The sequence below is a fragment of the Terriglobia bacterium genome (genome assembly GCA_020073185.1).
Classification (GTDB): domain Bacteria; phylum Acidobacteriota; class Terriglobia; order Terriglobales; family Acidobacteriaceae; genus JAIQGF01.
The window spans coordinates 119,625-145,165 of sequence record JAIQFT010000013.1; the positions used below are offsets into that span (position 1 = coordinate 119,625).

23 protein-coding genes are annotated in these 25,541 nt (G+C 61.0%); 15 read left to right on the forward strand and 8 right to left on the reverse strand.

From position 1 onward, the window contains the following. Nucleotides 1-56: 56 nt before the first annotated feature. The 3 genes from LAN64_06845 to mnmG all read left to right on the forward strand — a co-directional run bounded on the left by LAN64_06845 (nucleotide 57) and on the right by mnmG (nucleotide 4,125). Nucleotides 57-1,031, forward strand: a complete 975-nt coding sequence (locus tag LAN64_06845; GenBank protein MBZ5567553.1) for a hypothetical protein — start codon at nucleotides 57-59, stop codon at nucleotides 1,029-1,031. Nucleotides 1,032-1,040: 9 nt separating this feature from the next. Next, nucleotides 1,041-1,781, forward strand: coding sequence for a tetratricopeptide repeat protein (locus LAN64_06850; GenBank protein MBZ5567554.1), 741 nt, complete (start codon nucleotides 1,041-1,043; stop codon nucleotides 1,779-1,781). A gap of 100 nt (nucleotides 1,782-1,881) precedes the next feature. After that, nucleotides 1,882-4,125 carry a tRNA uridine-5-carboxymethylaminomethyl(34) synthesis enzyme MnmG gene (gene mnmG, locus LAN64_06855; protein MBZ5567555.1) on the forward strand — a complete coding sequence of 748 codons (2,244 nt, stop codon included), beginning with the start codon at nucleotides 1,882-1,884 and terminating at the stop codon, nucleotides 4,123-4,125. Between the two features lie 44 nt (nucleotides 4,126-4,169). Here mnmG and LAN64_06860 read toward each other — a convergent pair whose 3' ends face one another. Then, a complete protein-coding gene (locus LAN64_06860; GenBank protein MBZ5567556.1) occupies nucleotides 4,170-4,661 on the reverse strand; it encodes a hypothetical protein in 492 nt (163 codons plus the stop codon). A 127-nt stretch (nucleotides 4,662-4,788) separates the two neighbouring features. After that, nucleotides 4,789-6,813 (reverse strand): hypothetical protein, encoded by a 2,025-nt coding sequence (locus tag LAN64_06865; GenBank protein ID MBZ5567557.1) that lies wholly within the window; start codon nucleotides 6,811-6,813, stop codon nucleotides 4,789-4,791. Between the two features lie 1,077 nt (nucleotides 6,814-7,890). Between LAN64_06865 and thrS the strand changes: the two genes are divergently transcribed. The 6 genes from thrS (at nucleotide 7,891) to ftsH (ending at nucleotide 15,387) form a co-directional block, all read left to right on the forward strand. Then, a complete protein-coding gene (gene thrS / locus LAN64_06870; protein ID MBZ5567558.1) occupies nucleotides 7,891-9,909 on the forward strand; it encodes a threonine--tRNA ligase in 2,019 nt (672 codons plus the stop codon). A 39-nt stretch (nucleotides 9,910-9,948) separates the two neighbouring features. Continuing rightward, nucleotides 9,949-10,185 (forward strand): hypothetical protein, encoded by a 237-nt coding sequence (locus LAN64_06875; GenBank protein MBZ5567559.1) that lies wholly within the window; start codon nucleotides 9,949-9,951, stop codon nucleotides 10,183-10,185. Then, nucleotides 10,182-10,691: a hypothetical protein gene (locus tag LAN64_06880; protein ID MBZ5567560.1), complete on the forward strand. Its 510-nt coding sequence runs from the start codon at nucleotides 10,182-10,184 to the stop codon at nucleotides 10,689-10,691. Before LAN64_06875 ends, LAN64_06880 begins: the two co-directional genes overlap by 4 nt. Nucleotides 10,692-11,104: 413 nt before the next feature. Continuing rightward, the gene (gene tilS / locus LAN64_06885) at nucleotides 11,105-12,583 is read left to right on the forward strand and encodes a tRNA lysidine(34) synthetase TilS (protein MBZ5567561.1); all 1,479 of its coding nucleotides are present in this window, start codon (nucleotides 11,105-11,107) and stop codon (nucleotides 12,581-12,583) included. Nucleotides 12,584-12,680: 97 nt separating this feature from the next. Beyond that, on the forward strand, nucleotides 12,681-13,235 hold the full coding sequence (locus LAN64_06890) for a hypoxanthine phosphoribosyltransferase (GenBank protein MBZ5567562.1): 555 nt from the start codon (nucleotides 12,681-12,683) through the stop codon (nucleotides 13,233-13,235). A gap of 241 nt (nucleotides 13,236-13,476) precedes the next feature. After that, on the forward strand, nucleotides 13,477-15,387 hold the full coding sequence (gene ftsH, locus LAN64_06895; GenBank protein ID MBZ5567563.1) for an ATP-dependent zinc metalloprotease FtsH: 1,911 nt from the start codon (nucleotides 13,477-13,479) through the stop codon (nucleotides 15,385-15,387). Between the two features lie 133 nt (nucleotides 15,388-15,520). On the opposite strand, the gene LAN64_06900 is transcribed toward ftsH, so the two are convergent. From LAN64_06900 to pnuC, 4 genes are all read right to left on the reverse strand, one after another. Next, on the reverse strand, nucleotides 15,521-17,956 hold the full coding sequence (locus LAN64_06900) for a protein kinase (protein MBZ5567564.1): 2,436 nt from the start codon (nucleotides 17,954-17,956) through the stop codon (nucleotides 15,521-15,523). A gap of 171 nt (nucleotides 17,957-18,127) precedes the next feature. Further along, nucleotides 18,128-18,376 (reverse strand): hypothetical protein, encoded by a 249-nt coding sequence (locus tag LAN64_06905; GenBank protein MBZ5567565.1) that lies wholly within the window; start codon nucleotides 18,374-18,376, stop codon nucleotides 18,128-18,130. A gap of 7 nt (nucleotides 18,377-18,383) precedes the next feature. Beyond that, nucleotides 18,384-18,662, reverse strand: a complete 279-nt coding sequence (locus LAN64_06910) for a hypothetical protein (protein ID MBZ5567566.1) — start codon at nucleotides 18,660-18,662, stop codon at nucleotides 18,384-18,386. Between the two features lie 141 nt (nucleotides 18,663-18,803). After that, complete coding sequence (gene pnuC, locus LAN64_06915; protein MBZ5567567.1) at nucleotides 18,804-19,391, reverse strand: nicotinamide riboside transporter PnuC; 588 nt, start codon at nucleotides 19,389-19,391, stop codon at nucleotides 18,804-18,806. Between the two features lie 105 nt (nucleotides 19,392-19,496). Here pnuC and LAN64_06920 point away from each other — a divergent pair, with 105 nt between their 5' ends. The 4 genes from LAN64_06920 to LAN64_06935 all read left to right on the forward strand — a co-directional run bounded on the left by LAN64_06920 (nucleotide 19,497) and on the right by LAN64_06935 (nucleotide 22,402). Continuing rightward, nucleotides 19,497-20,234, forward strand: a complete 738-nt coding sequence (locus LAN64_06920) for a hypothetical protein (GenBank protein MBZ5567568.1) — start codon at nucleotides 19,497-19,499, stop codon at nucleotides 20,232-20,234. A gap of 126 nt (nucleotides 20,235-20,360) precedes the next feature. After that, on the forward strand, nucleotides 20,361-20,630 hold the full coding sequence (locus LAN64_06925; protein ID MBZ5567569.1) for a hypothetical protein: 270 nt from the start codon (nucleotides 20,361-20,363) through the stop codon (nucleotides 20,628-20,630). Nucleotides 20,631-20,680: 50 nt separating this feature from the next. Continuing rightward, the gene (locus tag LAN64_06930; protein ID MBZ5567570.1) at nucleotides 20,681-21,424 is read left to right on the forward strand and encodes a TIGR04255 family protein; all 744 of its coding nucleotides are present in this window, start codon (nucleotides 20,681-20,683) and stop codon (nucleotides 21,422-21,424) included. Nucleotides 21,425-21,871: 447 nt separating this feature from the next. Beyond that, nucleotides 21,872-22,402: a hypothetical protein gene (locus LAN64_06935; protein MBZ5567571.1), complete on the forward strand. Its 531-nt coding sequence runs from the start codon at nucleotides 21,872-21,874 to the stop codon at nucleotides 22,400-22,402. A gap of 11 nt (nucleotides 22,403-22,413) precedes the next feature. Here LAN64_06935 and LAN64_06940 read toward each other — a convergent pair whose 3' ends face one another. Next, nucleotides 22,414-23,073: a hypothetical protein gene (locus LAN64_06940; protein ID MBZ5567572.1), complete on the reverse strand. Its 660-nt coding sequence runs from the start codon at nucleotides 23,071-23,073 to the stop codon at nucleotides 22,414-22,416. 153 nt (nucleotides 23,074-23,226) lie between these two features. Here LAN64_06940 and LAN64_06945 point away from each other — a divergent pair, with 153 nt between their 5' ends. Together LAN64_06945 and ruvA are read left to right on the forward strand one after the other, a co-directional pair. After that, a complete protein-coding gene (locus LAN64_06945; protein MBZ5567573.1) occupies nucleotides 23,227-24,144 on the forward strand; it encodes an energy transducer TonB in 918 nt (305 codons plus the stop codon). A 64-nt stretch (nucleotides 24,145-24,208) separates the two neighbouring features. Further along, a complete protein-coding gene (ruvA, locus tag LAN64_06950; GenBank protein MBZ5567574.1) occupies nucleotides 24,209-24,793 on the forward strand; it encodes a Holliday junction branch migration protein RuvA in 585 nt (194 codons plus the stop codon). Nucleotides 24,794-24,991: 198 nt separating this feature from the next. Here ruvA and folK read toward each other — a convergent pair whose 3' ends face one another. After that, nucleotides 24,992-25,525, reverse strand: coding sequence for a 2-amino-4-hydroxy-6-hydroxymethyldihydropteridine diphosphokinase (gene folK / locus LAN64_06955; protein ID MBZ5567575.1), 534 nt, complete (start codon nucleotides 25,523-25,525; stop codon nucleotides 24,992-24,994). Nucleotides 25,526-25,541 lie beyond the last annotated feature (16 nt).

The following is a 25,541-nucleotide window of genomic DNA, read 5'->3' on the forward strand; positions in this document are numbered from 1 at the left end:
CTGGTAACCTTCGACGCCGGTTGCCGCCTACCATCTCCCAGCTACCAGCTACTTTCATGCGCCGCGCGCTGCTGCTCTACAACCCGGAATCCGGCCGGCGACGCGGCCGGCGCGCCGCCGACGTGCAAGCGGCTGCCGCCGCCTTCAAGGCCGCCGGTGTGGAACCGGTGCTGCAGCCGACGCGCGCGCCGGGCAGCGCCGCCGAACAGGCGCGCGCAGCCATCGAACGCGGCTGCGATGGAGTAATCGTCTGCGGCGGCGACGGCAGCGTGCACGAAGTGCTGCCCGCAGTGGTCGGAACTGAGGTAGCGCTCGGCGTCATTCCGCTCGGTACCGGCAATGGCCTGGCGCACGATCTCGGCCTGCCGCACCATCCCGCTAAGGCCGCGCAACTGCTCGCCGCAGCCGGAACAAGGTCCACCCTTTTGCCGCGCGTCGAGTTCACGCGCCTCGATGGCGTTCCAGACCGCCGTTACTGCATCGTGGGCGCGGGTGTCGGCGCCGACGCTCGAATGGTGTATCGGCTGGGGCTCGGATTCAAGCAGCGCTGGGGCATGGCCGCGTACTACGCCGAATCCACGCGCCAGTGGTTGACGCACGATTTCCCGCTGTTCACCGCCGAGTTCCGCTACCAGGACGGAGACCTGCGGCGCGAGCAGGTCTCGCAAGTACTCGCTGTCCGCATCACCTCCTTTGGAGGGTTGTTGGACAAGCTCGCTCCCGGCGCCGCGCTCATTCGTCCCGACTTTCAGTTGGTCCTGTTCAAGACGCGCAGCCGGATGTCATTTCTACGCTACATGATGGGCGTGTGGACGAATCGGCCTTCTGCGCAGTCTGACATCGAAATCCTGCCCTCCACCGAATGCCGATGTTTACCGCTAGAAACGAGAAACCGGAAGCTCGAAACTCGCATCTACGCCGAGGCCGACGGCGAACTACTCGGCACGCTTCCCGTCACCATCACCATGTCGGGCGAAAGCGTGAAACTGCTGGTGCCGCGCGCTGCGGCGTCGAAATCCGCTGTGCTATAGTCGCGCCGGATGTGGACGATCTATGCCATAGTGCCGCTGCTGCTGACAGTGTTCGCTCTGGTGCATTTTTTCAAGCGCGGCAGCGGTAATTATCTCTGGGTGTTCCTCATCATCTTTCTCCCAACAATCGGCCCGATCGTATACATCATCGTCGAAGTCCTGCCCGAGTTGCGTTCCGGCCCCGCCAGCCGCGCTTCTTCAGGCTGGCTCGCCAATAGGAAACGAATCAAGTACCTGGAAGCGGTCGTGCTCGACAACCCGTCGGCCGGCAACTACGAGGAACTCGCTGACCTCTACCTCCAGGACGAAAACTACGCGCGCGCCCGCGAGTGCTTCGACCGCGCCATCTCCTCCCGCACCGATCTGCCCGATCCCTTCTACGGCCGCGCGCTGTGTTCCCTCGTCTTGAGTGACATTGCGCGAGCCACTCCCGACCTGGAAAAGGCCGTCGCCATGAATCGCAAGCACGACTACGGGCGCGCCTTGGGGCTGCTCGCGTTTTGCTATGCGCAGACCGGCAAGGCGGAAGCGGCGGAAACGCTGTTCCGCGAAGCCCTGGCCACCTCGACGCTGTCGGAAACGCAATTTCGCTTCGCCGAGTTCCTGGCTGCGCAGGGCAAAACCGATGAGGCGCGCGACTGGGCGCAGCGCGTCGTCAACAAGCGCGCCGCCCTTTCCGGCCCGCTCCGCCGCGCCGATACGCGCTGGATTCGCCAGTCCGAATCGCTGCTCAAACAACTCGGCGGGTAGCGCGCCGCGCTCCCCAAAACCGCCGACTCTTAGTCCCGAAGCTCGGTGAGTTCGGGCGGCGGCCATCGACCGCCGGCCATCGACTGTTTACAATGACCACGTGGGGTTCAGTGAGCAATACGACGTAGTGGTGGTCGGCGCCGGGCACGCCGGATGCGAGGCCGCCATGGCTGCCGCGCGCATGGGCTTGAAGACCGCACTGTTCACGCTTAACCTCGACCTGATCGCGCAGATGTCCTGCAACCCGGCAGTGGGCGGCATTGCCAAGGGCCACCTGGTGCGCGAAGTCGACGCGCTGGGCGGCATCATGGGCGAGGTCACCGACGCGGTCGGCATCCAGTTCCGCCTGCTCAACACCTCCCGCGGCCCGGCCGTCTGGTCGCCGCGCGCGCAGTGCGACAAACAGCAGTACCGCCTGAAGATGCGCCAGGTATTGGAGTCACAGGAGAACCTGAAAATCAAACAGGCGGAAGTGGCCGATTTGATGGTCGACGAGGACGGCCATCGACCATCGACAGTCGACCGTCGACGCATTGTGCGCGGGATTGCCCTTCGCGATGGACGGACCATCGCCGCCCAAGCCGTCATTATCACCACCGGCACCTTTCTCAACGGCCTCATCCACTGCGGCGAGCAACAGATTCCCGCCGGACGCAGCGGCGAACCGCCCTCCGTTCTGCTCGGCGAAAACATCAAGAAGCTCGGCCTGCGCGGCTGCCGCCTGAAGACCGGCACGCCCCCGCGTCTCGACGGACGGACCATTGACTGGACGCGCTTCCAGATGCAGCCTGGCGATGCCGACCCCACGCCTTTCAGCTTCCGTACTCGCCGCGTCGCCCACGCCGACCGCCAGGTGCCCTGCTACATCGCGTTCACGACCGAGGAGACACACCGCGTCATCCGCGAAAACGTGCACCGCTCGCCCATGTACACCGGCCAGATCAAATCTATCGGACCACGATACTGTCCTTCGATTGAGGACAAGATCGTCAAGTTTTCCGACAAGCCGACGCACCAGTTGTTCCTCGAGCCTGAGGGGCTGAACACGCACGAGATCTACGTCAATGGCATGTCCACCTCGCTCCCCTACGAAGTGCAGGCCGCTATTTTGAAGTCCATCCCCGGCCTCGACCAGGCCGACATGCTGCGCCCCGGCTACGCCATCGAGTACGACGCCATTGATCCGACCGAGCTGGAGCGTACGCTGGAAACCAAGCAGATCGCGCGCCTCTTCCTGGCCGGGCAGATCAACGGCACCAGCGGCTACGAGGAAGCGGCGTGCCAGGGAATCATGGCAGGGATCAATGCGGCGCTGGCCGTCAAGGGCGGGCCGCCGCTCATCCTCGACCGCACCGAAGCGTATACGGCGATCCTGATTGATGACCTCATCAGCAAGGGCACCAACGAGCCCTATCGCATGTTCACCTCGCGCGCCGAGTTTCGCCTGCACCTGCGCATTGACAACGCCGACCGCCGCCTCACGCCTTACGGCCGCCGCGTCGGATTGATCTCCGACCAGGCTTGGTCCGCCTATCTCGCCAAACAGGAGCGCATGACGGCGCTGAAGGAAGTGCTGGAGAAAACCAAGCTCAGCGGTGAAATGCTGGAGGGGATTGAGAAGCCGATGGTCGATGGCCAGCGGTCGATGGTCGGCAGTCGGCGGTTGATGGCCGAAGTGCTTGAAGATACAGACAATGAATTAAGCGGCTGTCATCCCGAGCGAGGGTGCACGCCCGAGTCGAGGGACCTTGCGTTGCCTGACCTGACCGCGAATCTCGGCGCCCCTCTCGCGCAATTGCTCAAGCGGCCCGAGATCACGATCGAAAAGCTGACTGAAGTTTTGCGCGGACTTTTGCCTGATTTCTTCGAGCCCCGTAGGGGCGGTCCGCTGGTCGCCCAGCGCGGAAGTGCTGAGTCAGGCGATCATCTCAATCTCGAGTCCCGCAGGGACGACGCTGACGATTGCCTGCTCGTGCGTCAAATCCCCGCGTTCCGTCTGCAACCCATACCACGCAACCCGAACGCTCTTTCCGCCGAAATCGGCAACGAATTGAGGTCGGTCGAAACCGAAATCAAGTACGCCGGCTACCTCAGCCAGCAGCAGAAGGCGATCGAGCGCTTGAAGAAGGCCGAACAGCGCACTATCCCCGATTGGTTTGACTACGCCTCGGTCAGCGGCCTCTCCCGCGAGATGAAGGAAAAGCTGCAGCGCGTTCGCCCGCGCACCATCGGCCAGGCCAGTCGCATTCCGGGCGTCACCCCGGCGGCGGTGTCGCTCATCAATGTGTACATTGAAATCCAGGCGCGCCGCGCGCAACAGGCTTCGGCGCTCTCCTCGGACTGATTCCTCCGGCCTCGCTGCACGGAAACTCGAAACTGAAACTGTATTTATGCTCCCGCGCTGCGCACCAGCGCCTGGTATTCCTGGTCCGCGCCCGGCGACACGAGCACCCACAGCGTGTAAACCCCCAGTGCAGTGCCGAATGGAATATTGATCAGCGAAATGACCCCCAGCACGATCGCCAGGATGCGCCCCCAATCCTGACGCTGGAGCAGGCCGAGACCGGCCGCGATCCCCACCGCCGCTTTACACAACAGCACGATCGCGATGGCCGACAGCAGAGGCCGGATAAACATGGGCGGCCCTCCCGGCATGGAAGGCAACCCGAGCGGCCCGAATATGGTGTGCGAAACGACCATCAGAATTACCCCGCCCAACAGAGAAATTGCGGAATACGCGATCCACAAAATCCCCAGCAGGTGCGTGTGCCGCGCCACCCGCCCGCTGCCCGCCACCACCGGCCCGATCACCTGCTTGCCGCAGCGCTTGCAGTAGCCCTGCCCCGCCTGCAACGCTTCCCCGCATGAATCGCAAAACATAGCCGTGCCCCTTTCCTCGGCTTCGACAGGAGATACGCGCCCGCAACCACGAAAGTTCCGCCGTTTCTTCGCCCGCCCTGATTTCGGATCCGCGGCGATTCGCTCCGCGCCCCGTAGTTTTTCGCGGCTATTGGCGAATCTCCCCTAGCGCCCGTTCTGTCGCCTTCAGCAGCGCTTCCGGCCCGACCGGCTTGCCCGTCGCGTGTGTCATCCACAAATCCGGCGCGACGCTGCCGTAGCTGGCCATGCGCTCGAACTCCGGCCCCACCTTGCCCGCCTTCTTCATCCGCTCTTCGATCTGGAAGGCGATCATGTGCCCGATCGGGTAGTCCGGCAGGTAGAGAAACGAGTGGATCATGTGCGAGTACACCGCCAGCAGCACCACATCTTTTTTCTTGAACACCGGCGCGTAGTACTGGTTCCACACGTCTTTGGCGATCTGCACCGTGGCCTCGCGCAACTGGGCTGGCGTCGCGTTGGGATGGTCGTACATCCAGTGCCACACCGCCATGTCGACCAGCGCCACGCCCGCAATCTCGTACGTTCCCCAGAAGTCGTTCAGCGTGCGCAGCGCCTCATCTTTTGCGCTCGGCGAGTGCAGGCCCAGCAATTCCAAATCGCGCGCCTGGAAGACGAAAGCCAGCGCCTCGGTGAACGCGGTGTTGGGCACGCCCGAGAGCAGCCAGTGGTCTACGTCCTTCATCGAGAACGTCTGCTCCACGTTGTGCCCCATCTCGTGCACCGCGATGTTGAAGCCCTTGTAATTCATGCCCGCCTTATCGACGCGCGTGCGCAGGTGCACCTTGGCGTCGCGCATCTGCGCGCCCCAGGCGTGACCGGACCCGCGTGCCGGATCGACAACGATGTTTTCCGCCACATAGCGCGCGCGCTCCGGCGCGAAGCCCAGCTTCACCAGCAGGTTCGGAATATCCGTGCGATACGCCTCCGCCGTTGGGTAGCGCTTGCGCACCATCTCGTCGAGCTGCGCCTCGTTGTATTCCGACTTCGGCCGGAACCCGGAGTACCAGACGTCAAACGGCTCCAGCGGACGCCCCAGCCGCTTCTCGATCAGCGCCGCAATCTTCGGAACCAGCGGCGAGCTGACCACGTCCACCAGCATCTGGCGTACCCGCGGCTCCGGGATCTCGCGGTTCTCGTCGAAGCGCCGCGCAATCAGGGTGGGCGCCGTCGGCGAGTATGGGTCCAGCTTGCGCTCGGCAAAATAATCGTTCTGCAGGACGGCATAGCGCGTGTCCGGCTCGCGCGCATTGGTTGTGTGGCTCGGGTCTCCGACCCGAGAGGGTTTGAAGTCCGAATCCTTCTCCGCTGCCGGCTTCACCTCATTCGTCCAGGGATTCCAGTCTACCTGCGGATTGTTGATCGCCGCCTCCGGAATGGTCTGCGTGACGATCCGCTCCATCACCTGCTGCACCGTGCGCTGCTTCGCCAGGGCGTTTGGCAGGTCATAATCCGCCTTGATCTCGTCGCGCAGATTCCAATGCGACAGCAGCCTCATACCTTTTGGGAAGAGTCGCGTATCGCCAGCGCGCGAATCCGCGTTTGTTGAAAGCTGCGAGCTAAGAGCTGAAGGCTGCCCCACCACGTGGTACATCCAAAGGTTGTACTCGGCGATGTAGTTGTCCGCGTTGGCGCGCGCCTGCGCGATGGCCAGGTTCACCTCCGCCGGCACGCGCTTGGAGAACCTCTGCGCCAGGCGGGCCTCCGCCCACTGACGCCGCGTCCAGTGCTGCCCCTCGGTCAGCCGCTGGTCGAGCGTGGTCAGCGGAAAATTCAGCAGCGCCACGAACGCCAGCTTGTTCTTGAAGAAGTCGTCGGTGATGTGCGCCGCAGGATCGTAGCCCGCGAAAGTCTCATCCAGCGGCAGCATGGGACCGAGGTCCAGATCGGCTTGCGTGCGGAACTCGCGCACGATCTCGCCCATGTGTCCGTCCAGTTGCTCCAGCAGTTTCTCGAAGCGCGCAAACACCGTGTCCAGCGCCGCCTGGTCGCCGGCGAAATTCGCGCGCACGAACGCCTCGAACGCCGCCTGGTCGCCATCTTCCGCACGCCAGAATTCCCCCGTCTGTTTTAGTCCGCGCCGCGCCCGCTCCCGCTGCCCTTCGCCATACTTGGCGACCAACTCGCCTTCCATCTTCTTCTGCACCGCATCGAGCCATGGGGCGCGCACGCCCTCGTGCGCAACATTTTTCGCCGGGCTTTCAATCGCGGTGCTCATGGCATTCTCCTGTGCGAACATGCTGATGACTGCACAAAGCAGTATGACTAAGATGCCGCCCTGGCGCATGCGACCTCCTGAAGTTGAAAGTGGAGCGGCCCAGTATACGGGCCGGGCCCGTTGCTCGCTTGGCAAGGCTCGTGCGCAACAGTCAATCTTTCACCGCAAGGAACCCCCTCCCCGCTACCTCGATCTTTTGGAATCAAGATCTTACGGAGAATTTCCCGCCAGATCTTTGAATCAGCGGGAGTTAGAGGCAAAATATTGAAAACAAATGTAGTAGCGCGTCGGCAGTGGTTTGCGAAAGGAACCGAAGGGCGGCGGGCGGAGGGCATGGCGATGCCGGGGTGCGAGCGGCGGTTGCGAGGACACAACTACGCACGCGCACGGTGCGCACAAGCTTAAGATTAGCGGCGTGACGCGAGCGTGTCTGTGACTTCATGAGAAAAATTTGTGGTGTCGAGGGTTGGCGGCTCCCGAAATGGGAAGACAGATAGCATGTGCAGCGAGGCTACATCCCAGACGGCCGCGGTATTACCTACCGAGACCGGTATGCTCCAGAGGGCGCACCGCCAACTATCGCCGCTGGAGGGGTCGGTGAGACAATCGGGCTGCCTTGGGAGGCAACGATATGACGCTTTGGCGTGTGGTTGAGATCGTAATAATTGTGGTGGTGATCTACGCAGCGGTTCGCCTGTTTCGAAAAAGGGCGTAGGCTCACGGTTGAGGCGGTGGGTGCGGTGCTCGATGATTCGGGCGGCTTATCTTCTGCATCACGCGGAAGGTTGGAGCGTGATAACTGACGTGAACAGCAGCTTCGCGTAAGTTACACCTGGGCTCACAAATCGCGCCGCCCTCCGGGCTGGAGCTTTCCGGTTATAATGTTGGTGATGCAAGCACGCTCCAACTCCCGCCGAACATCCTCGCGCTCCTAGCGCCGCGCCCTCGTTTCCTCTAAACTCAAGGATTTCAGCCGTACCCGCGGAGTTTTCCATGCCAGACAGCGTCGAAGTAAAGGCCGACATCATCCACATCAAGCTGCCCGACGGCAGCGTCAAGGAAGTGCCCAAGGGCACCACTGCGCTCGACATCGCGCGCTCCATCTCGCCGCGTCTGGCCGACGCCGCCCTTGCCGCCAAGGAGCACCCCATCGCGCCAAATGCGGGCGCGCTGGGGACCCCGCAAGAAAACCCCAACGGCAACCTGATTGATCTGACCAGGCCGCTCGAGGCCGACACCGAGCTCCGCATTCTCACCGACCGCGATCCCGAAGCGCTGCAGGTGTACCGGCACTCGTCCGCCCACCTGATGGCCGCCGCCGTGCTCGAACTCTTCCCCGAAACCAAGCTCGGCCATGGCCCCGCCACCGAGAGCGGATTCTTCTACGATTTCTACCGTCCCACCCCGTTCACCCCCGAGGACCTGGAGAAGATCGAGAAGAAGATGCAGGAGATCGTGCAGCGCAACGAGCCTTACGCCCGCGAGTGGCTGCCGCGCCGCGAAGGTCTGGAGCGGTTCCAGCGCGAGGGTGACTTCATGAAGTGCCACTTCATCGAACAGTTCACCCAGCCCGACGAAAAAATCTCGCTCTACAAGACCGGCAAGTTCGTGGACTTTTGCCGCGGGCCGCACATTCCCTCGACCGGCAAGATCAAGGCCTTCAAGCTGCTCAACATCGCCGGCGCCTACTGGCTGGGCGACGAGAAGAACGCGCAACTCCAGCGCATCTACGGCACCGCATTCTTCAGCAAGAAGGAGCTCGACGAGTTCCTCAAGCAGCAGGAAGAAGCCAAGAAGCGCGATCACCGCTTGCTCGGCAAGCAGCTCGACCTGTTCTCCATCCAGGACATCGCCGGGCCGGGGCTGATCTTCTGGCATCCCAAGGGCGGGCGCATGCGCAAGGAGATGGAAGACTGGATGCGCGATGAGTATCTCCGCCGCGGCTACGATCTTGTCTACACTCCGCACGTGGCGCGCGTGGATCTGTGGAAGACCTCGGGCCATGAGGGCTACTACGCGCAAAACATGTTCACGCCCATGGAGCTTGACGACGCCAATTACCGCATCAAGCCCATGAACTGCCCGTTTCACATCCTGATCTACAAGGATAAGTTGCGCAGCTATCGCGATCTGCCGGTGCGCTTGGGCGAGCTCGGCACTGTCTATCGCTACGAACGCTCGGGCGTGATGCACGGCCTGCTGCGCGTACGCGGCTTCACCCAGGACGACGCCCACATCTTCTGCACCCCGCAGCAGATCGAGGACGAGGTCGTCGCTTGCATGGATTTCGCGCTGGAAGTGCTGCGCGTCTACGGCTTCGACAGATACCAGGTCGAGCTTTCCACCTGGGACCCCAAGGACCAGAAGAATTTCAGCGGCAGCGAAGACCAGTGGAACATGGCCACCAAGTCGCTGGAGAGCGCGCTCCATCGTCGCAATATCGAATACAAGATCATCCCCGGCGAGGCCGCGTTCTACGGCCCGAAAATTGACGTCAAGCTGGTGGATGCCATCGGCCGCCTGTGGCAGCTCTCCACCATCCAGTTCGACTTCAACCTGCCGAAGCGCTTTGATCTGGAGTACGTGGGCGAGGACGGCCAGCGCCACCAGCCGCTCATGGTGCACCGCGCGCTCTACGGCTCCATCGAACGCTTCTTCGGCGTGCTCATCGAGCACTACGCCGGCGCGTTCCCCGTGTGGCTGTCACCGGTGCAGGTGGTCGTGATCCCCATCAGCGAGCGCCATGCCGCATACGCCAACAAGATCGGCGACGCGCTGAAGGGCTCTAACGTCCGCGTCGAAGTTGACCTGCGCAACGAGAAGATGAATGCCAAAATCCGCGAGCACGCTATGCAGAAGATCCCATTCCTGCTGGTCGTGGGCGACAAAGAAGCGGAGGCGAATTCGGTCAACGTTCGCAGCCGCGGCCAGGAGAAGACCGAGACCGTGCCGTTCGGCGAATTCCAGGCGCGGTTGCAGAAGCTGATCGCCCAGAAGGTGCCCGGGCTGTAAACTGTTGCGTGTATTTCGGACCCTGCTAGGAGAACAAGAATGTCGAAGCTTTCGGCAATGGATGCAGCTCAGATTGCCAAGAACTATTTCAACGAAACAGTTGGCAAGCGGTGGGGCGTCACAGTTGAAGAAGCGGAGGCGAAAAACGGTGACTGGACTGTTGTGGTGAGTTACTTTGAAGACGTTTTTTCCCCTACTAAGAATTTCAAGGTTATTACCATCGATGCGGCCTCCCGGTCAGTAAAGTCCATGAAGACACGGAAGGCCGACTCGTGACTCCGCGCCTCATTCAAGATGCCATAGCACAACGATATCGGCAGCGCGGCATCGTGATTGACACTAATCTATTTCTCCTTCTGCTGGTTGGGCGGTATGACTCGCGCTATCTCTCATCGTTCAAGCGAACGGCCTCGTTTACTCCGCGAGATTACCAGTTGCTTCGCACTTTTGTCGGCAAATTCCAGGGTGTGGTGATCGAATCCCACGTTTTTGCCGAGCTCTCCAACCACTGTTTCCAGATGCCCGAGTACCGCCTGAGGATCTTCATGAACCACTTTGTCGAGGCTATCAAGCCATTGGCCGAATCGCACGTTTTGAAGGACAATATCCTTGGCGAAAACGTGTTCCCTAAGCTTGGAGTTACGGATACCGCCCTCTTGATTAGCTGCTTTACCAACAAGTATTTCCTGATCACGCAAGATTGGCCGCTGACCAAAATTGCTGAAGACCATGGGGTGGATGTCATCAACTTTGACGACATTAGGAGGCACGCTCTTAGTTGAGGCCCCCGAGACCACATGCGATAAATTCGCCAACTTCCTATTGACATCGGGGTTACAATATATGTAGCTGAATATTCGGCGCCACATCGAGGGCCGCAGGGAGGGCGACCACCTTGCGGCCTTTTGCTTTGCGGCAAAACCACTACGGGTTGTGGTCATACGCGGTTTTGTTCTTTGACAACACAATATGTTAGGTATTCCAGAAAGCTATGATGTAACTTGCTGATTCTACGTACACACGCCACGGTAACCGTCGGATTTCCACGGTATTCCGTTCGTAATTTGCTGATTCTATTAGATGACGGTGGGAGGGGGGTGGGTACCGTCTAAGGTTTACCCAAAAGTAAATTTCCATGTGCTGCCTTCTCACCTTCTCTGCGGCAAAAACGGCTCTCGGAGTTAGCATTGAGTTCGTGCGCCAGCGCTTCCTCAGCTACATCCGCCAACACGACCTGATGCGGCCCGGGGACCGCGTCGGCGTAGCGGTTTCCGGTGGCGCCGATTCGGTTGCCCTGCTGCGGCTGCTGCTGGAGGCGCGTGCCGAGCTGGGCATCGTTCTCTCCGTCGTTCACTTCAACCACAAGATTCGCGGCGCCGACGCCGACGCCGACGAGCAGTTTGTGTGCTCCCTCGCCCGCAGCTTCGACCTGCAATTCCAGTGTGGCTCCGACGACACGCCCGCCTACGCGCGCGCGCACAAGTTGTCGCTGGAAGCGGCGGCGCGCAAGCTCCGGTACACGTTCTTCTGGAAATTGACCGATCCTGAAGAGGGTTTTCTTGAGCGCGTAGCGACGGCCCACACGCTCGATGATCAGGCGGAGACAGTACTACTGAAGTTCCTGCGTGGCGCATGGACAAGAGGGTTATCCGCTATCGCTCTCTCGACAGGTGAGGGGATGAAGATGTCGCCCGAGGCAAAACTTCCCCCTCGGATCGTTCGTCCCCTGCTGGAAATCTCCCACGAGCAATTAACCGGGTATCTGAGGCGATTGAAGCAACCGTGGCGCGAGGACGTGACTAATCAGGATGTGAGTTTCCTTCGCAACCGAGTCCGCCACGAACTTCTGCCGATCTTAAAGCGCGACTACAATCCTGCGATTGATCGTGCCCTGTCGGACATGGCGGAAATCGCTCGCGCCGAAGAGGATTACTGGACCGATGAAACCGAAAAGCTGTATTTCAAGCTCATTGGTCCCCCGCGCGATCATGCTGAAGCAGTCGCGCGCGGCGGACCGGTTTCCGTCGACCTGAAGCCCTTGCAAGGTCAGCCCCTTGCTTTGAGACGAAGAGTCATGCGGCAGGTAGTGTCCTTTCTGGGAAGCACGCTTGACCTGCACCAAAGCGATGCATTGGTTGAAGTCGCGTCAGCGGAGGGTCCGGAGGGCAAAGCCTTGAGCCTGCCGCATGGCTGGGAAGCGGTGCGCCAGGGGCAGGAACTCCGGTTGCGGCGCAGGTGTCAAACGAACAAGGAGCAGCGCGAATACGATTTGGCGCTCGCCGTGCCTGGCGAGGTGGGAGTCGCGGGTGCGAGGATTCGGGCAGCGATGGTCAGTGGTGAACCCCGGGAACCTGCGGGCGAGGGTGCCCGCGCCACGCGAGTTTTGCTCGATCCGGCGCTGGCGAAGGGCGAATTGCGGGTGCGCAACTGGCGTGCGGGGGATCGCTACTGGCCGGCGCACACGCGCGAGACGAAGAAACTAAAGGAATTGCTGCAGGCGCGGCACATCCCGCGGGAGCAAAAGCCGTTCTGGCCCGTGGTCGTCAGCGGCGAGGAGATCGTCTGGGTTCCGGGCTTCGCGGCGCCGGAACAATTCCGGGTTCGGGAGACGGCTGCCGAGGCGCTGCTGCTGGAAGAAGTTCCGCTAGTGCCGCGCGGCGAAAACGAGCCATAATGGCAGGCAGCGGATCCAGGTAGTCTGTAGCCGGCAGTCCGGCGAGCAGCTCCGGACTACGGACCACCGGCTACGGACTTCGAAGCGAGGAACTCCCGTGACCCATGCGGCACAGCCCCAACCTGCGACGATCGTGCTCAGCACCGAGCAGATTCGCGACCGCATCCAGCAGCTGGCGCGCCAGATTTCCGACGACTACCACGGCCGTACGCTCTACGCCGTATGCATACTGGAGGACGGATTCATGTTTATGGCGGACCTGGTGCGCGAACTCGATATCCCCGTGATCTGCCAGTTCGTCAAGCCGGAATACAAACAAATTGCGTCTGCCGGCAGCACCGCCACCGAGATCTTCTTCAGCCCCGAGGTGCACGTCGAGAACGCGCACGTGCTGCTGGTGCAAGGGCTCTTGGAAAGTGGCATCACCACCGATTTCCTGCTGCGCAACCTGCTCGCGCGTGGCGGCGCCTCGGTGAAAGTAGCGACGCTGCTGGACCGGCAGTCGGCGCGGCGGATTTCGCTGGCCCCGGACTACTTCGGCTTCGAGGTAGATGACCGCTTTGTCTTCGGGTACGGCCTGGGCGCGCCGCAGCTCCGGCGCAACCTGCCATACGTCGCGACCAGCGGAGTCGCAGCGGCGACGATTGAGTAGGCTTCCGACTGCCGGCTTCGGGAGTAGGGAGGGACGAAGCACACTAAGGTGGTATGACGAAAGGGACGACCGGGCGCGCGAATTTCCTGTCCCGGCGGAGGGAAAAGCGGTTCCGGCAAGGTTACAATGGGAAACGAGGGTGGCGAAAAGGCGAGACGGATTTACGGGTCCGGCATCTAATGAGATGAGGCGCGCGGTTTTGTGCTCGTTTACGGCCCAAGGTGAGTAGAGGAGTTTCAGAGTGAATTCAACGGTAAAGACGGTGGTCTTCTGGCTGGTAATTGTACTGTCCGGCGTGTTGCTGTGGCAGGTAGTCAAGGCCGGCGGCTCGGGGCAAAAACCCAAGGAGATCATTTTCTCCGAGTTCATGTCCCAGGTGGACCAAAGCAACATCCAGGAAGTCACCATCATGGGCACCGAGGTGCAGGGGAAGTTCCGCAACGAGAAGACCCAGTTCCACACCACGGTTCCGGCGAACTACCCTGATATGTACAAGTCGCTTCAGGCCAAGGGCGTCAACATCACGGTCAAGGACGTGCAGAGTGGAAGCTGGCCGACTTGGCTGCTGAACCTGGCTCCGTTGATTCTGTTAGGCGCGCTCTGGTTCATCATGATCCGGCAGATGCAGACCGGCGGCAACAAGGCGTTGTCGTTCGGCAAGTCGCGCGCGCGCCTGCTCTCCATGCAGCAAAAGAAGGTCACGTTCAAAGACGTGGCGGGCGTGGATGAGGCGAAAGAAGAGCTGCGCGAGATCATCGAGTTCCTGCGCGAGGCGCAGAAGTTCCAGAAGCTGGGCGGGCGCATTCCCAAGGGCGTGTTGCTGGTCGGGCCTCCGGGAACGGGCAAGACCTTGCTGGCGCGCGCGGTGGCCGGCGAGGCCAACGTTCCGTTTTTCTCGATCTCCGGTTCCGACTTCGTGGAGATGTTCGTGGGCGTGGGCGCCAGCCGCGTCCGCGACCTGTTCGAGCAGGGCAAGAAGAACGCGCCCTGCATCATCTTCATCGACGAGATTGATGCCGTCGGCCGCCATCGGGGCGCCGGGCTGGGCGGTGGTCACGACGAGCGCGAGCAGACGCTCAACCAACTGCTGGTGGAGATGGATGGCTTCGAATCCAACGAAGGTGTCATCCTGATCGCGGCCACCAACCGTCCCGACGTGCTCGATCCGGCGTTGCTACGTCCCGGCCGTTTCGACCGGCGGGTGGTGGTGCCGCGTCCTGACGTGCGCGGGCGGGAAGAGATCCTGCGCGTGCACACCCGCAAGGTTCCCATCTCCGACGACGTGGATTTGTCGGTCCTGGCCCGCGGCACGCCCGGCTTCAGCGGGGCCGATCTGGCCAACATGGTCAATGAAGCGGCCTTGCTGGCGGCGCGCGCCAACCGCAAGACCGTCGCCATGTTCGACATGGAATTGGCGAAGGACAAAGTGTTGATGGGCGCCGAGCGCAAGTCCATGTTGCTCTCGGAGGAGGAGAAGAGGGTCACCGCGTATCACGAGGCCGGCCACGCGTTGGTCGCCGTGCTGCGCGACGATTCCGATCCGCTGCACAAAGTCACCATCATCCCGCGTGGCATGGCGCTGGGCGTGACCATGCAGTTGCCGATCGACGATAAGCACACGTATCGCAAGTCGTACCTGGAAACGCGGCTGGCCATCATGATGGGCGGGCGCGTGGCCGAGGAGTTGTTCCTCAATACCATGACCACCGGCGCCGGCAACGACATCGAGCAGGCCACCGAGCTGGCCCGCAAGATGGTATGCGAGTTCGGCATGAGCGATCTTGGTCCGCTGACCTTCGGCAAGAAGGAAGAGCAGATCTTCCTGGGGCGCGAGATCGCGCAGCACCGCGACTACAGCGAGGACACGGCGATCAAGATCGACCAGGAAGTCCGCCGGTTCATCGATTCCGGGTACAAGTCGGCGGTGGAAATCCTGAGCAACAACCGCGATGTCCTGCACCGGATTGCGGTGGCGCTGCTGGAGCGCGAAGTGCTGGATGCCAACGAGATCAAACTGTTGATCGAAGGCAAGCAGCTTGCGGCCAAGGTGCCGCCGGCCCCGCATGATGACGGCGTGCAACAGGTGCTCAAACCGGCACCGGGCGGCGCGCAGCCGGGCATCGTGCCGGGAGAACGGCCAACACCGGCGTAAGAAGCAGGAGTTGGCAGTTAGGAGTTAGTAGTTAGAGGGGCGGCCTGAGGGCCGCCCTAAATCTTTGCGTTTCTGAGCACATGCCGCTGTAGGCCCCGGCGCCCTCGTCGGGGCAGCCTTGATCAGAGGCTCCCTAATTATTGCGTACCCCACTCGTGTCCGCCGGCGCGCTGAACCCAATTCGTCGCAAGAGGTCTCGGAATCGCGAATCCTGCCGGATGGGATCGAATTGCGGGTCGGCATTGACATCCAGCAACTCGACGTCGTGCAGCGCGTAGGCCTTCTCCAGCCAATCCAGGCAAGCGTCCGTTTCTCCGGCTTGCAGATACAAAACTGCAATGCCGGTGGGCGGGATATATTTCGTGCGGGAGAGTTCCAGCGTGTGCTGCAAGCGTTGGCGCGCAAACGACCGCAGCCCTCCGCGCGCGAACCCCGCGTTCAGACTCGCGATGTACCGCGGATCCGCGTTGCCGCTCGTCGTTATCAGCGCCATCCGCTCGCGAAATGCCTCCTCCGGCTTGCCCTGGAGGGTGTAGGTCATGGAGAGCAAGGTGTGCGCCATGGGAAACGACGGCTCCATCTCCAGCACCGATTGCAGCTCCGGGATGGCCTCGTCGTAGCGACGCGCGTAGTAGTAGATATAGCCGAGGCCGTTGCGCGCGCGCGGCGACGCGGGATCGAGCGTGCGGGCAAGCCTGGCTTCGCTGACGGCCTCATCAAAGCGGCGCATCAGGGCGAGGAAAAAGGCGTACTCGTAGTGCGCGGATGAATAGTTCGGGCTCAACTGGATAGCGGTCTTGATCTCCCGCTCGGCCTCCGGGAAATTCCACCGGCAATAGAAAAGCACATCGGCCAGCGCGGTGTGCGCCGAAGCTAACTGATCGTCGAGCGCCAGTGCCTGCCGGGCTTCGCGTTCGGCATCTCCGCAGGCTTGCGACGCTGGAGCAAAGTTCCAGCTCGTCAGGCCGGTGTAGGCAAACGACAGGGTGGCATGGGCGGGCGCGAATTTCGGATCGATCTCCACCGCGCGGCGATACAGTTCGATGCGCTTGCGGAATGAGGCCTCGTCGGTTTTCAAGTACAGATAATTGCCGCGCAGCCACAGGTCGTAGGCTTCGGGGGACACTTCCCTTTGTTGCCGCAGCTGGTCCCGCGCCTCCGAGCCCAGGCGCAACTGGATCTGCTGCACGATGCGTTCCGCTAGTTCGCCCTGCAACCCGAGCACGTCCTTGAAATCCCGGTCGTACGACCCGGCCCAGAGATGGTGATCGGTCGGGCCATGGAGGAGTTGCGCGGTGATGCGCACGCGATCCCCGACCCGCAGCACCGAGCCCTCGATCACCGCGTCAACCCCCAGCTCGCGCGCAATCTCCGGCACGGCCTTGCCGCTGTTCTTGTAGCGCATGCAGGAAGTGCGCGAGATCACTTTAAGAGCGCCGATATGTGCCAGGTCGGTGATGAGCTCGTCGGTCATGCCGTCGGCCAAGTAGTCCTGATCGGATTGTCCCGAGAGATTGGCCAACGGCAGTACGGCGAGTGACCGAATGAGAGGAACCGCGGCAGAGGCTTCCCTCGATTTGCCGCGGAAGTAATACAGAGCGAGGAGGACGACGGCAAGCGCGCAGATGGCAGGGACGGCGATCCACGCGGCGCGTGGCCGGCGCGGAGGCGTGATGGCTTGCAACGCCGGTCGCGGTCCCGAGCTCAAGGTTTCCAGCGCGGCCAGCAGTTCACGGGCCGACTGGTAACGGCGTGCCGGTTCCTTCTCCAGGCATTTCAGCGTGACCGCTTCCAGCGCCGGCGAGAGTTCGGGCCGGAATTGCCGCGGCGAGATGGGAAACTCGCGCAAGATCACCGTAGCCAGGCCGGAAGCGGCGGCCACGAATGGCAGCCGTCCGGTCGCCATCTCGTACAACAGGACGCCGGCCGCCCAGATGTCGGTGCGCTCGTCGACTTTTTCGTTCTTCAACTGTTCCGGCGCCATGTAGGGGAGGGTTCCGGCCATACCGCCTTCCGGCGGAACGGTCTCCATCTCGACAGTGGCGGCCGTCGCCTGCGCCGCCGCTGAGGCGGAGCCCGCGAAGGTCAGCCTGGCAATACCGAAGTCCAGCACCTTGAGCCGGCCATCGTCAGTGATACGCAGGTTCTCCGGTTTCAGGTCACGGTGGATCACGCCGCACTGGTGCGCCGCCGCCATCGCTTCCGCCAGCTCCGCAGCCAGACGAATCACTTCCGGCTCGGGTAAGGGGCCGCGAGCGAGTTTTTCCCGCAAGCCCACGCCGGGGACGAACTCCATGACCAGAAAATCCACGCCATCTTCCGTGTCGAAATCGTGAATGGTGGCGATATGAGGATGGTTCAGCTTGGAGAGAGCCAGGGCTTCGCGGCGAAAACGCGCTCGCTCGACACTATCGTGAACCACGCCGGCCGGCAGCAGCTTGATGGCGACCTCGCGCTGCAAGTGCTCGTCACGAGCGCGATAAACCTCGCCCATGCCGCCGGCGCCGATTCTTTCCAGCAGACGGAAGTGTCCGAGCTGTGAACGGTGAGCTGGCGGGGCGCTGGCCATAGAACGTGCTCCGATTTCGCCGACAAATATCCGGACATGGGTCCGAGCGCGATGGCCTCATATCCACACAGACCCAACCTAAGCCTACTACCCGCCAATGCCGGGACCAAGGATTGACATCACAGTCGCACATGACAAGCGCAGCGGTGTGCGGGCGAGTCGCGGGAAGCGTCAAGATGAGGGGCGGGAACGCCTTTCCGAGATGGTGATGATGGCGGCGCCCGCGATCGCGCCCAGCACACCGCCGGGAACGGCGCCGAACCAGAGTGCATCCTGCACCTTGATGGGAATGTGGGCGGCGCGCATCACGGCGATGCTGACAATGCCAAGCAAGCCGCCGACGGCGAAGCCGAGGATGGAGAAAAGCACCGTCACCAGCGCAATGCGAAAAGCGACTTTGAACGCGGTGGTGGCGCTCACATTCGACTCACCGACGGCCAAGCGCTGATGGTTGAGAGCTGCTCTTGCGAAATTTCTTCATGGCCAGCACGAAGCAAATCGCAAAGGCGGCGGCGCTCAACGGCAAGCCGACGACACGAAACCATGCGGTGGGCGCGAGCACCACGTCGGGCGCCTGCAAGGGAGCGTTGGGATCGTGCAGCTTGGCCAGGACCATCAGCACCGGGATGGATAGCATCATGAAAAAGCAAAAGAACAGGGCCGTGCCGACCAGGGCGGCGGCAAAACTCTTGAGGACGGCGGTCACGAGATCATTCTAATCCGTGGGGGTCCTGCTCTAGGGAGATACCGAGGGAAGCAGGAAGTAAGAAGTCGGAACAGAAAACGACGGAACGGCCGGGAAGAGTTTTTCTTAATTCTTAATTCTTAATTCTGACTTCTTACTTTCTCATCCGGCTTCGGCCTCGGCTTCGGGAGCAACCAGCAGTTTCTGCCAGCGGACCAGGCCGACCACGCACAGCGCGAAGAAAATCGCGTACAGCCCGGCGGTCAGATAAAGCGTTTTGTAGATGTAAAGCGCGATGTAGAGGACGTCGGCGGCCATCCATAGCCACCAGTTCTCGATGATCTTGCGCGCCAGCATGTATTGCGCGGTCAGGCTCATGGCGGTGGTGAGGCCGTCCCAGAAGGGCACGGTGCTGTCGGTGAAGCGGCGCAGCAGGAGCATGAGCGCGGCGGTCGCGGCAATGGTCACCAGCGCGAGCAGCGGAATGGCGGTAGTGCGGACGCGCGTAACCGGAAGCTCGGAGCGGTCGCGGCCGCCATGCAGCCAGCTCCACCAGCCGTAGAGGGAGATGGCGACGTACACCAGTTGCAGGCCGCAGTCGGCGTAGAGTTTGGCGCCGAAGAAGACGATGACGTAGCTGACGGCGTTGACGATCGCCACCGGCCAGTTCCACACGTTCTCGCGCGCCGCCAGCCAGACGCAGCCCACGCCGGTGGCAAAACCCACCACCTCGATCGGCGATAGGGACATCGGCGCATGGTATCGCAGATGCCCGCAGGCAACATACGTTAGAATTGGTAGCCGGCGGGTCGGATTTGGTTTCTGTCCAGCTACCGACTACCAGCTACCGTATTCATGGCTGACATCACACAAACCGCAACCTTGACCCCGGCGGAGGCAATCCGGCGGGCGCCGGTATCGCAGGCGCCCAACGGGGTGTGCTTCGCCTCCATGGGCGAGGTGACGATCAACTCCGCCGACCTGGAGCGCATGGTCGCCGCGGTGCCGCGCAGCATCGCCGCAGCGCTGCATCATAAGGCGTACTACTTCGTGCCGCTGGCGGTGAGCCAGGGCGAGGAAACGGTGATCGCCGAGCGCTACGACATCACCCTTAGCGACAACGCCGTCTGCCACCGCAACCTGAACATCGGCGACTCGCAGTGCGTGTTCATCTCCACGCGGCTGATGGACGACCGCTTCTCGGTGGCGTTCGAGTTCTACATCAACGTGGCGCACGCGTTTGTGGAGCAGGCGGGCGTGGCGGAGAGCTTCGCCGACCTGGCGTGGAAGCAGGCGGAGGACCGGGTGCGCGGGGAAACGTCGCTGGACGCGTTCGAGACGCGCAAGCTGGCGACCATGCCCGGGCCGCAAGCGGAAAAGGCGCGCAACGAGTACCTGACGGCTTCGTTTGCCGACTCGATCGCGATTTATATGCTGGCGATTTTTCTCGACGTGGATTATCACGACCTGCGCGAGCGCGAGTATCCGCTGCTGGCGCCCAGCGCCCTAGCCGAACGGTTGCGGGCGACGGCAGCATTGTTCCCGCCGAATCCGGGGTTCGAGTTCAACGTGTATTACAAACGCCGGGGATGAATAGCAGTGTGTCGGTTGCACGATAAAATGTGCAATATTTCCAAATAACATCCGGGATCACCACATTCTGATATCAAAAGATATCTATTGTCGGGGTATACTCCAATTGGAATCAGGTAGGCTTAGATGGGACGAAGAGCCGCGGCACCGGTGCCTGGAAAGCGCAAGAGTCTTCCGGTCAAGCTCCCCGATGACCTTGCGTTAGACTTATGGGTCTTTTGCGAACTGCATCACGGTGCCCCCCATAATCGGATCGTTGAAAAGGCAGTTCGAAAATTCATCGATGATGAACTGAATGACAATCCTCCGGCACGGCAGAGGTTTGAGGAGTTGAAGTCGAAAATCGTGGTTCGCACGCCCCTGCAAATCGTGCGGATGTCACCTGACGGTATTTAGGATAGGGGGCGCTGACAGCAACGGGTTCGCAACCGCCGACTTGAATTGGAATGGCTAAACCGAGAGAACACCTTTCCCGTGCACCAATCGCCGAGGCACTCATCGACATCCGGGTGCTACCGCGCGAAGGTATTGCTGCGGACGTATTCATTCCCTTAAAGAACAATCTCGCGAATACATACCCGAAGAGCTCACCGATGAGGTCTATTGAAGCTCGGTTTCAGCTGGATCAGGGAAAAGTTTCGGCCGAGAACACCGTTCAATCAAATGTCGGTTGGCTTTTCGAAGCGCAGGGACGCAAGTCCGTAGCTCAGTTCCGAGTGGATGGTTTCACGTATAACAAACTGGAACCTTATACAACGTGGGAAGAGGTTTTCAGTGAAGCTTACCGGCTGTGGCACCTGTATATCGAATCAGCGAAACCGCTCGACGTTACGCGACTGGCCGTTCGGTACATAAATCGTCTTCGTCTCCCAGCGCCTGTCCAACTGAGCAAGTATCTGGCGGCGCCACCCGTGTTGCCACCGCCGATTCCACAGACAATCCGCGAATTTCTCACGCGCGTTGTGGTTTTTGAGTCAGAGCACAACTCCTCCGCAATCATTACCCAGGCGGTCGAGGCGGCTCTCGACCCAACGCTAACTCCAGTGTTGTTGGACATTGATGCGTTCCGCGAAGCAACGATCGCGCCCGGGGATCCGTTAATGCCGCAAATGTTCGAGGAGTTACGACGTCTTAAGAACGACATTTTCTTTGCGAGTATCACTGAACATACAGTGGAGATGTACGCATGAGCACAGCAGTCGCTTCCTTGCAAAACCCCCGGTCCGGACTCATAAGCCCGGCACGGTCCAGCGGCCGCAGCGATTCGGCTGACAAGCTCGTGGAATTCAGGGAACGCATTCGACAGCACCTACTGGACAGTATTAGCGTCCGGAGTTCGGCGGAAACCGCTCTCGACCAGTTGAACGAAGTGCGGGACGAAGCGTCTTGCTTAGGCTGGGATGGCTACGGCGCGAAGCCAATAAATCTTGCGTCGTACTGGAAGGCAAGAACGTTTCTTGAGACTATGCCAACAACGTCGCCTTTCCCCGAGGTCTCGGTGGCTACCGATGGCGACGTCAGTCTGGACTGGTTCTTTGGCTCACGCCAAGCGCTTACGCTCAGCATCGCCGGCGACGGCCGAGTCACGTTTGCGTGGGTAAACGGACATCGTACTTATCGCGGCACGGACTGGTTTGATGAAGGCATTCCTGCAAGCATTGCTGACGCCGTTTCGCAGTTGGCTAGACAAGCTGAGGGTGCGTCGCGAACCGCTTAGGAGTGTTCACGGCGCGGCCATCGAACTAGCGGCCGAGGAGCGGCTTTCACGTTTTCTCTATAGCCGTAGCAAGTACTGGCGTTCGGCTAATAAAGCGAAACCCGACGCATTTACTCCGTTTCCTCACCAGAGTTTGTCAACAGCTCATATCACGGGCATGGCCGACCGAGCAATTTGGGATTTGTCCAAGTCAACGTTGGGCAACGATCCGGGCCGCGACAAGGTCTACGCACGCGCTGATCTTGATGTCGCGGACGTTCTGATGCAAAAATTGCAGGCGTTCAGAGACAATCATCCCTTTGAGCGTCACACAAACATAATCGGTTGGCCACACCTGTCTGATCCCGCTGAACAAAAGGCACTCTGGCTTCAGATCGCCCTGGAGTTAAGCCTAGCAGCTACGTTGCAAATAAGCGCGGTACCAGTCTCGAAATCGAAGCGAATCGACTAGCGAGCCTAGCTTTACTGGCCGTTAGAGATCTTCAATCTTGAGCTTGGTGTCGGCGTTTTTCCAGGCGGCATTGAATTGCTGGCCGACCCATTCGGCAGGTTCATGCCGCTTTCGGCAAACAGCGTGGCGGCGTCGAGGTCGTCGGGATATTTCTTTACCAGCTCGCGCATGGCGGCGTTGTAGGCAAGATCGAGCGCGTGATAGTCCTCGGTCGCCTGGTTGGTGTAGCGCGTGGCCAGAGCTGCAATGTAGTCGCGCTCGACAGCCGGGCCGTCGGCAGCGAGGTGGCGGGCTTTCTGGATGGCGTCGTACGCCTGCTTTTCGCGCTCCGCGTCAATCGGCAGGTTGTAGTTGGGACCGACGACAAGGGCGATTCCCCACTGCGCCATCGCCATATTGGGATCGAGCTTCGCCGCCTGCTGGAAACACTTCTCCGCTTCATTGTGATTGAAGCCGTAGTCGAGCGCCATGCCCTGATCGAACAGCTTCTGCGCTTCGGGGCTGGTAGTCCTAACCGGGTGATGCACATTGCCGAATCCGGAGACCCGGCAGACCGATTTGGCGGCGGGTGTCGAATGGTCGTGCTGAGCAAGAACGACAGAGCACAACAGCACGTAGACGCAGATCACCAGCATTTTGCGTGAAGAAGACCAGGAGAGCGAAATCCTCATGCCATCCTCCTGCGGTTTCCATGGCGGAGCAACGTAGCACCGCCCGCGGCTGCAGGCCAAAGGGCCCCCCCTGGCGGCGAGAAATGCGCGTGCATGCGGTGTCAACCGCGGCTAATATCTCTGACGTTAGCGCCTGAGGCTTGGAAGCCTCCTATGATCACGCACCTACGCGCCAAAAATATCCCAATCTTGTTGCACAATCGTTCGTGGTTGGCATTCGCCGTAATCGTGCTGTTGAACACGGCTGCATTCGCTGGCGATAGTCTAGAGGAACATCTCAATGCGGAGTACTCGGGAAAAGTGCTGACGCAACGTCATTTTCTTTCCGGTCACAAGCTGGTCTATGACGCCGAGGGGAATCCAGCCTCGGGTTCGCGGGTTGGCCCTTGGACGCTGGACGGAAAGATTCGAGTTCAGCAAATTAACCTGCGCGGCAGTTCGACCATCGACATTCGCGGAGAGCGCCTGCTGCTGATTAGTGGTTCTGACAAGAATCCGTCGCAAGACTTCTTTGAGACATTCGTGGACTTTTTCGAGCAGAACAACAACCTAAGACGGCATCTAAGCAGTGAAGAATGGAAAAAGTTGCGAGACAAGCAACAGGTACAGATTTCGATCACGCGGCCGGCTGGTTTCGACGAAACCTCGGCTGGTGCCGCGATAATGAAGGTCTTTCTCGCCCCGGGTGAACGCCTCTCTGACTTTGTTCCCGATTATTGGAAGTCTCGTGCACAACAAACGCAAGGAACGCCAGGTTCGCCGCAGTCGCTTCCGCCGAAGGAGCCGTACAAGGTTGAAGGCGGCGTCACTCCCCCGCACCCCAAAAAAATGCCGGACCCCAGTTACGCCGAACCCGCTCGCCAGATCCGATACCAAGGCACGGTGGTGTTGTGGATGGTGGTAGACGAATCTGGCGGTGTGCGCGACGTTCGAGTTCAGCGCGCCTTGGGTGCAGGTTTGGACGACAAGGCAGTTGACGCCGTGCGTCGATGGAGATTTGACCCTGCAACGCTCAACGGAAATCCGGTCGCCGTGCAGATCAACGTCGAAGTGAATTTTCGCTTGTATTGAACCTCCTCAACTCGCGGCGCAACTGGTGTAAGCTGACGGCTGAAAGCTGAGAGCTGACAGCCGAATGATCGCGCACCTACGCGGCAAGCTGATCGCCAAGCACCCGAACCAGGCCATCGTCGAGACCGGCGGCGTCGGCTACGACGTCACCATCAGCGTGCCGACATTTTCCGAGCTGCCCGCGGCCGGGCACGAAGTCGCGCTGCACATCCACACCCACGTGCGCGAAGACGCGATCGCGCTGTTCGGCTTCCTGCGCGCAGAGGAGAAGCAGCTTTTCGAGAAGCTGATATCCGTCAGCGGCATCGGGCCCAAGCTGGCGATTACCATCCTGAGCGGCATGCCGACCCTCGACATGGTGAGCGCCATCCGGAGCAACGATGTCGCGCGCCTGACGCGGATTCCCGGCATCGGCAAGAAGACGGCGGAGCGCATGGTGCTGGAACTGCGCGACAAGCTGGAGGGCTTCGGCGCCGCGCCGCCCACGCTGGCCGCAACCCCCGCGCAAGAAGACGTGCTCTCGGCGCTGGTGAATTTGGGATATCAGCGAACGGCGGCGGAACGCGCGGTGGCGATGGCGTCGAAGTCAGGAAGTGGAGCATCGTTCGACGCATTGTTCCGGGATTCGCTGGCCGCGCTTTCGAAATGATTAACCACGGATCGCCACGGATTCACACCGATCGAGCAAAGAAAGAAAAAAACGTGTTCATCCGTAGAAGTCCGTGGTTCACCTTTGGGTTTCTTCCCCTGTCCACTTCCGCCCGCGTTAGTCTGCCGCCCATGTTTTCGCCGCGCAATAGAATGACTGGGCTCTCTGCCGAATGTGCCGCATTCGCATTCTTACTTCTCAATTCTTAATTCTTCTTTGCTGGGTGCCTCCGTGCTCCGGCGTTGCATCCGGCTGCCAGCGTTTCACCCGCTGCCCCGGCGGAAGCGCGTCGCGCAACTCGCGGATGGTGCGTTTGAACACCGGGTGGCGCACCTCGGGGGCGATCTCGGCCAGCGGTTCCAGCACGAAGCGGCGCTCGTGCAGGGCAGGATGGGGAATGGTGAGTTGCGCCGTCTCCACCACCGACGAGCCGAACAGCAGGATGTCCAGGTCAATCACGCGCGGACCTTTGGGCTGAAGACGCTTGCGGCCCAGCTCGCGCTCGATGCGCTGCAACGCGGCGAGAAATTGCCGCGGCATCTGGTCGGTGGCAAGAGCGAGCGCGCAGTTGAGGAACCAAGGCTGCACCAGGAAGTCCACCGGCTCGGTTTCGTAGTACGAGGAAACGGCGGTAACTTCGCCCAGCTCCGAGAGGCGCTCGATGGCCCGCCGCAGGTTGGCCTGACGGTCGCCAATATTCGATCCCAAAGAGAGATAGGCGATTTTCCGCATTCGACAATAGTTTCCC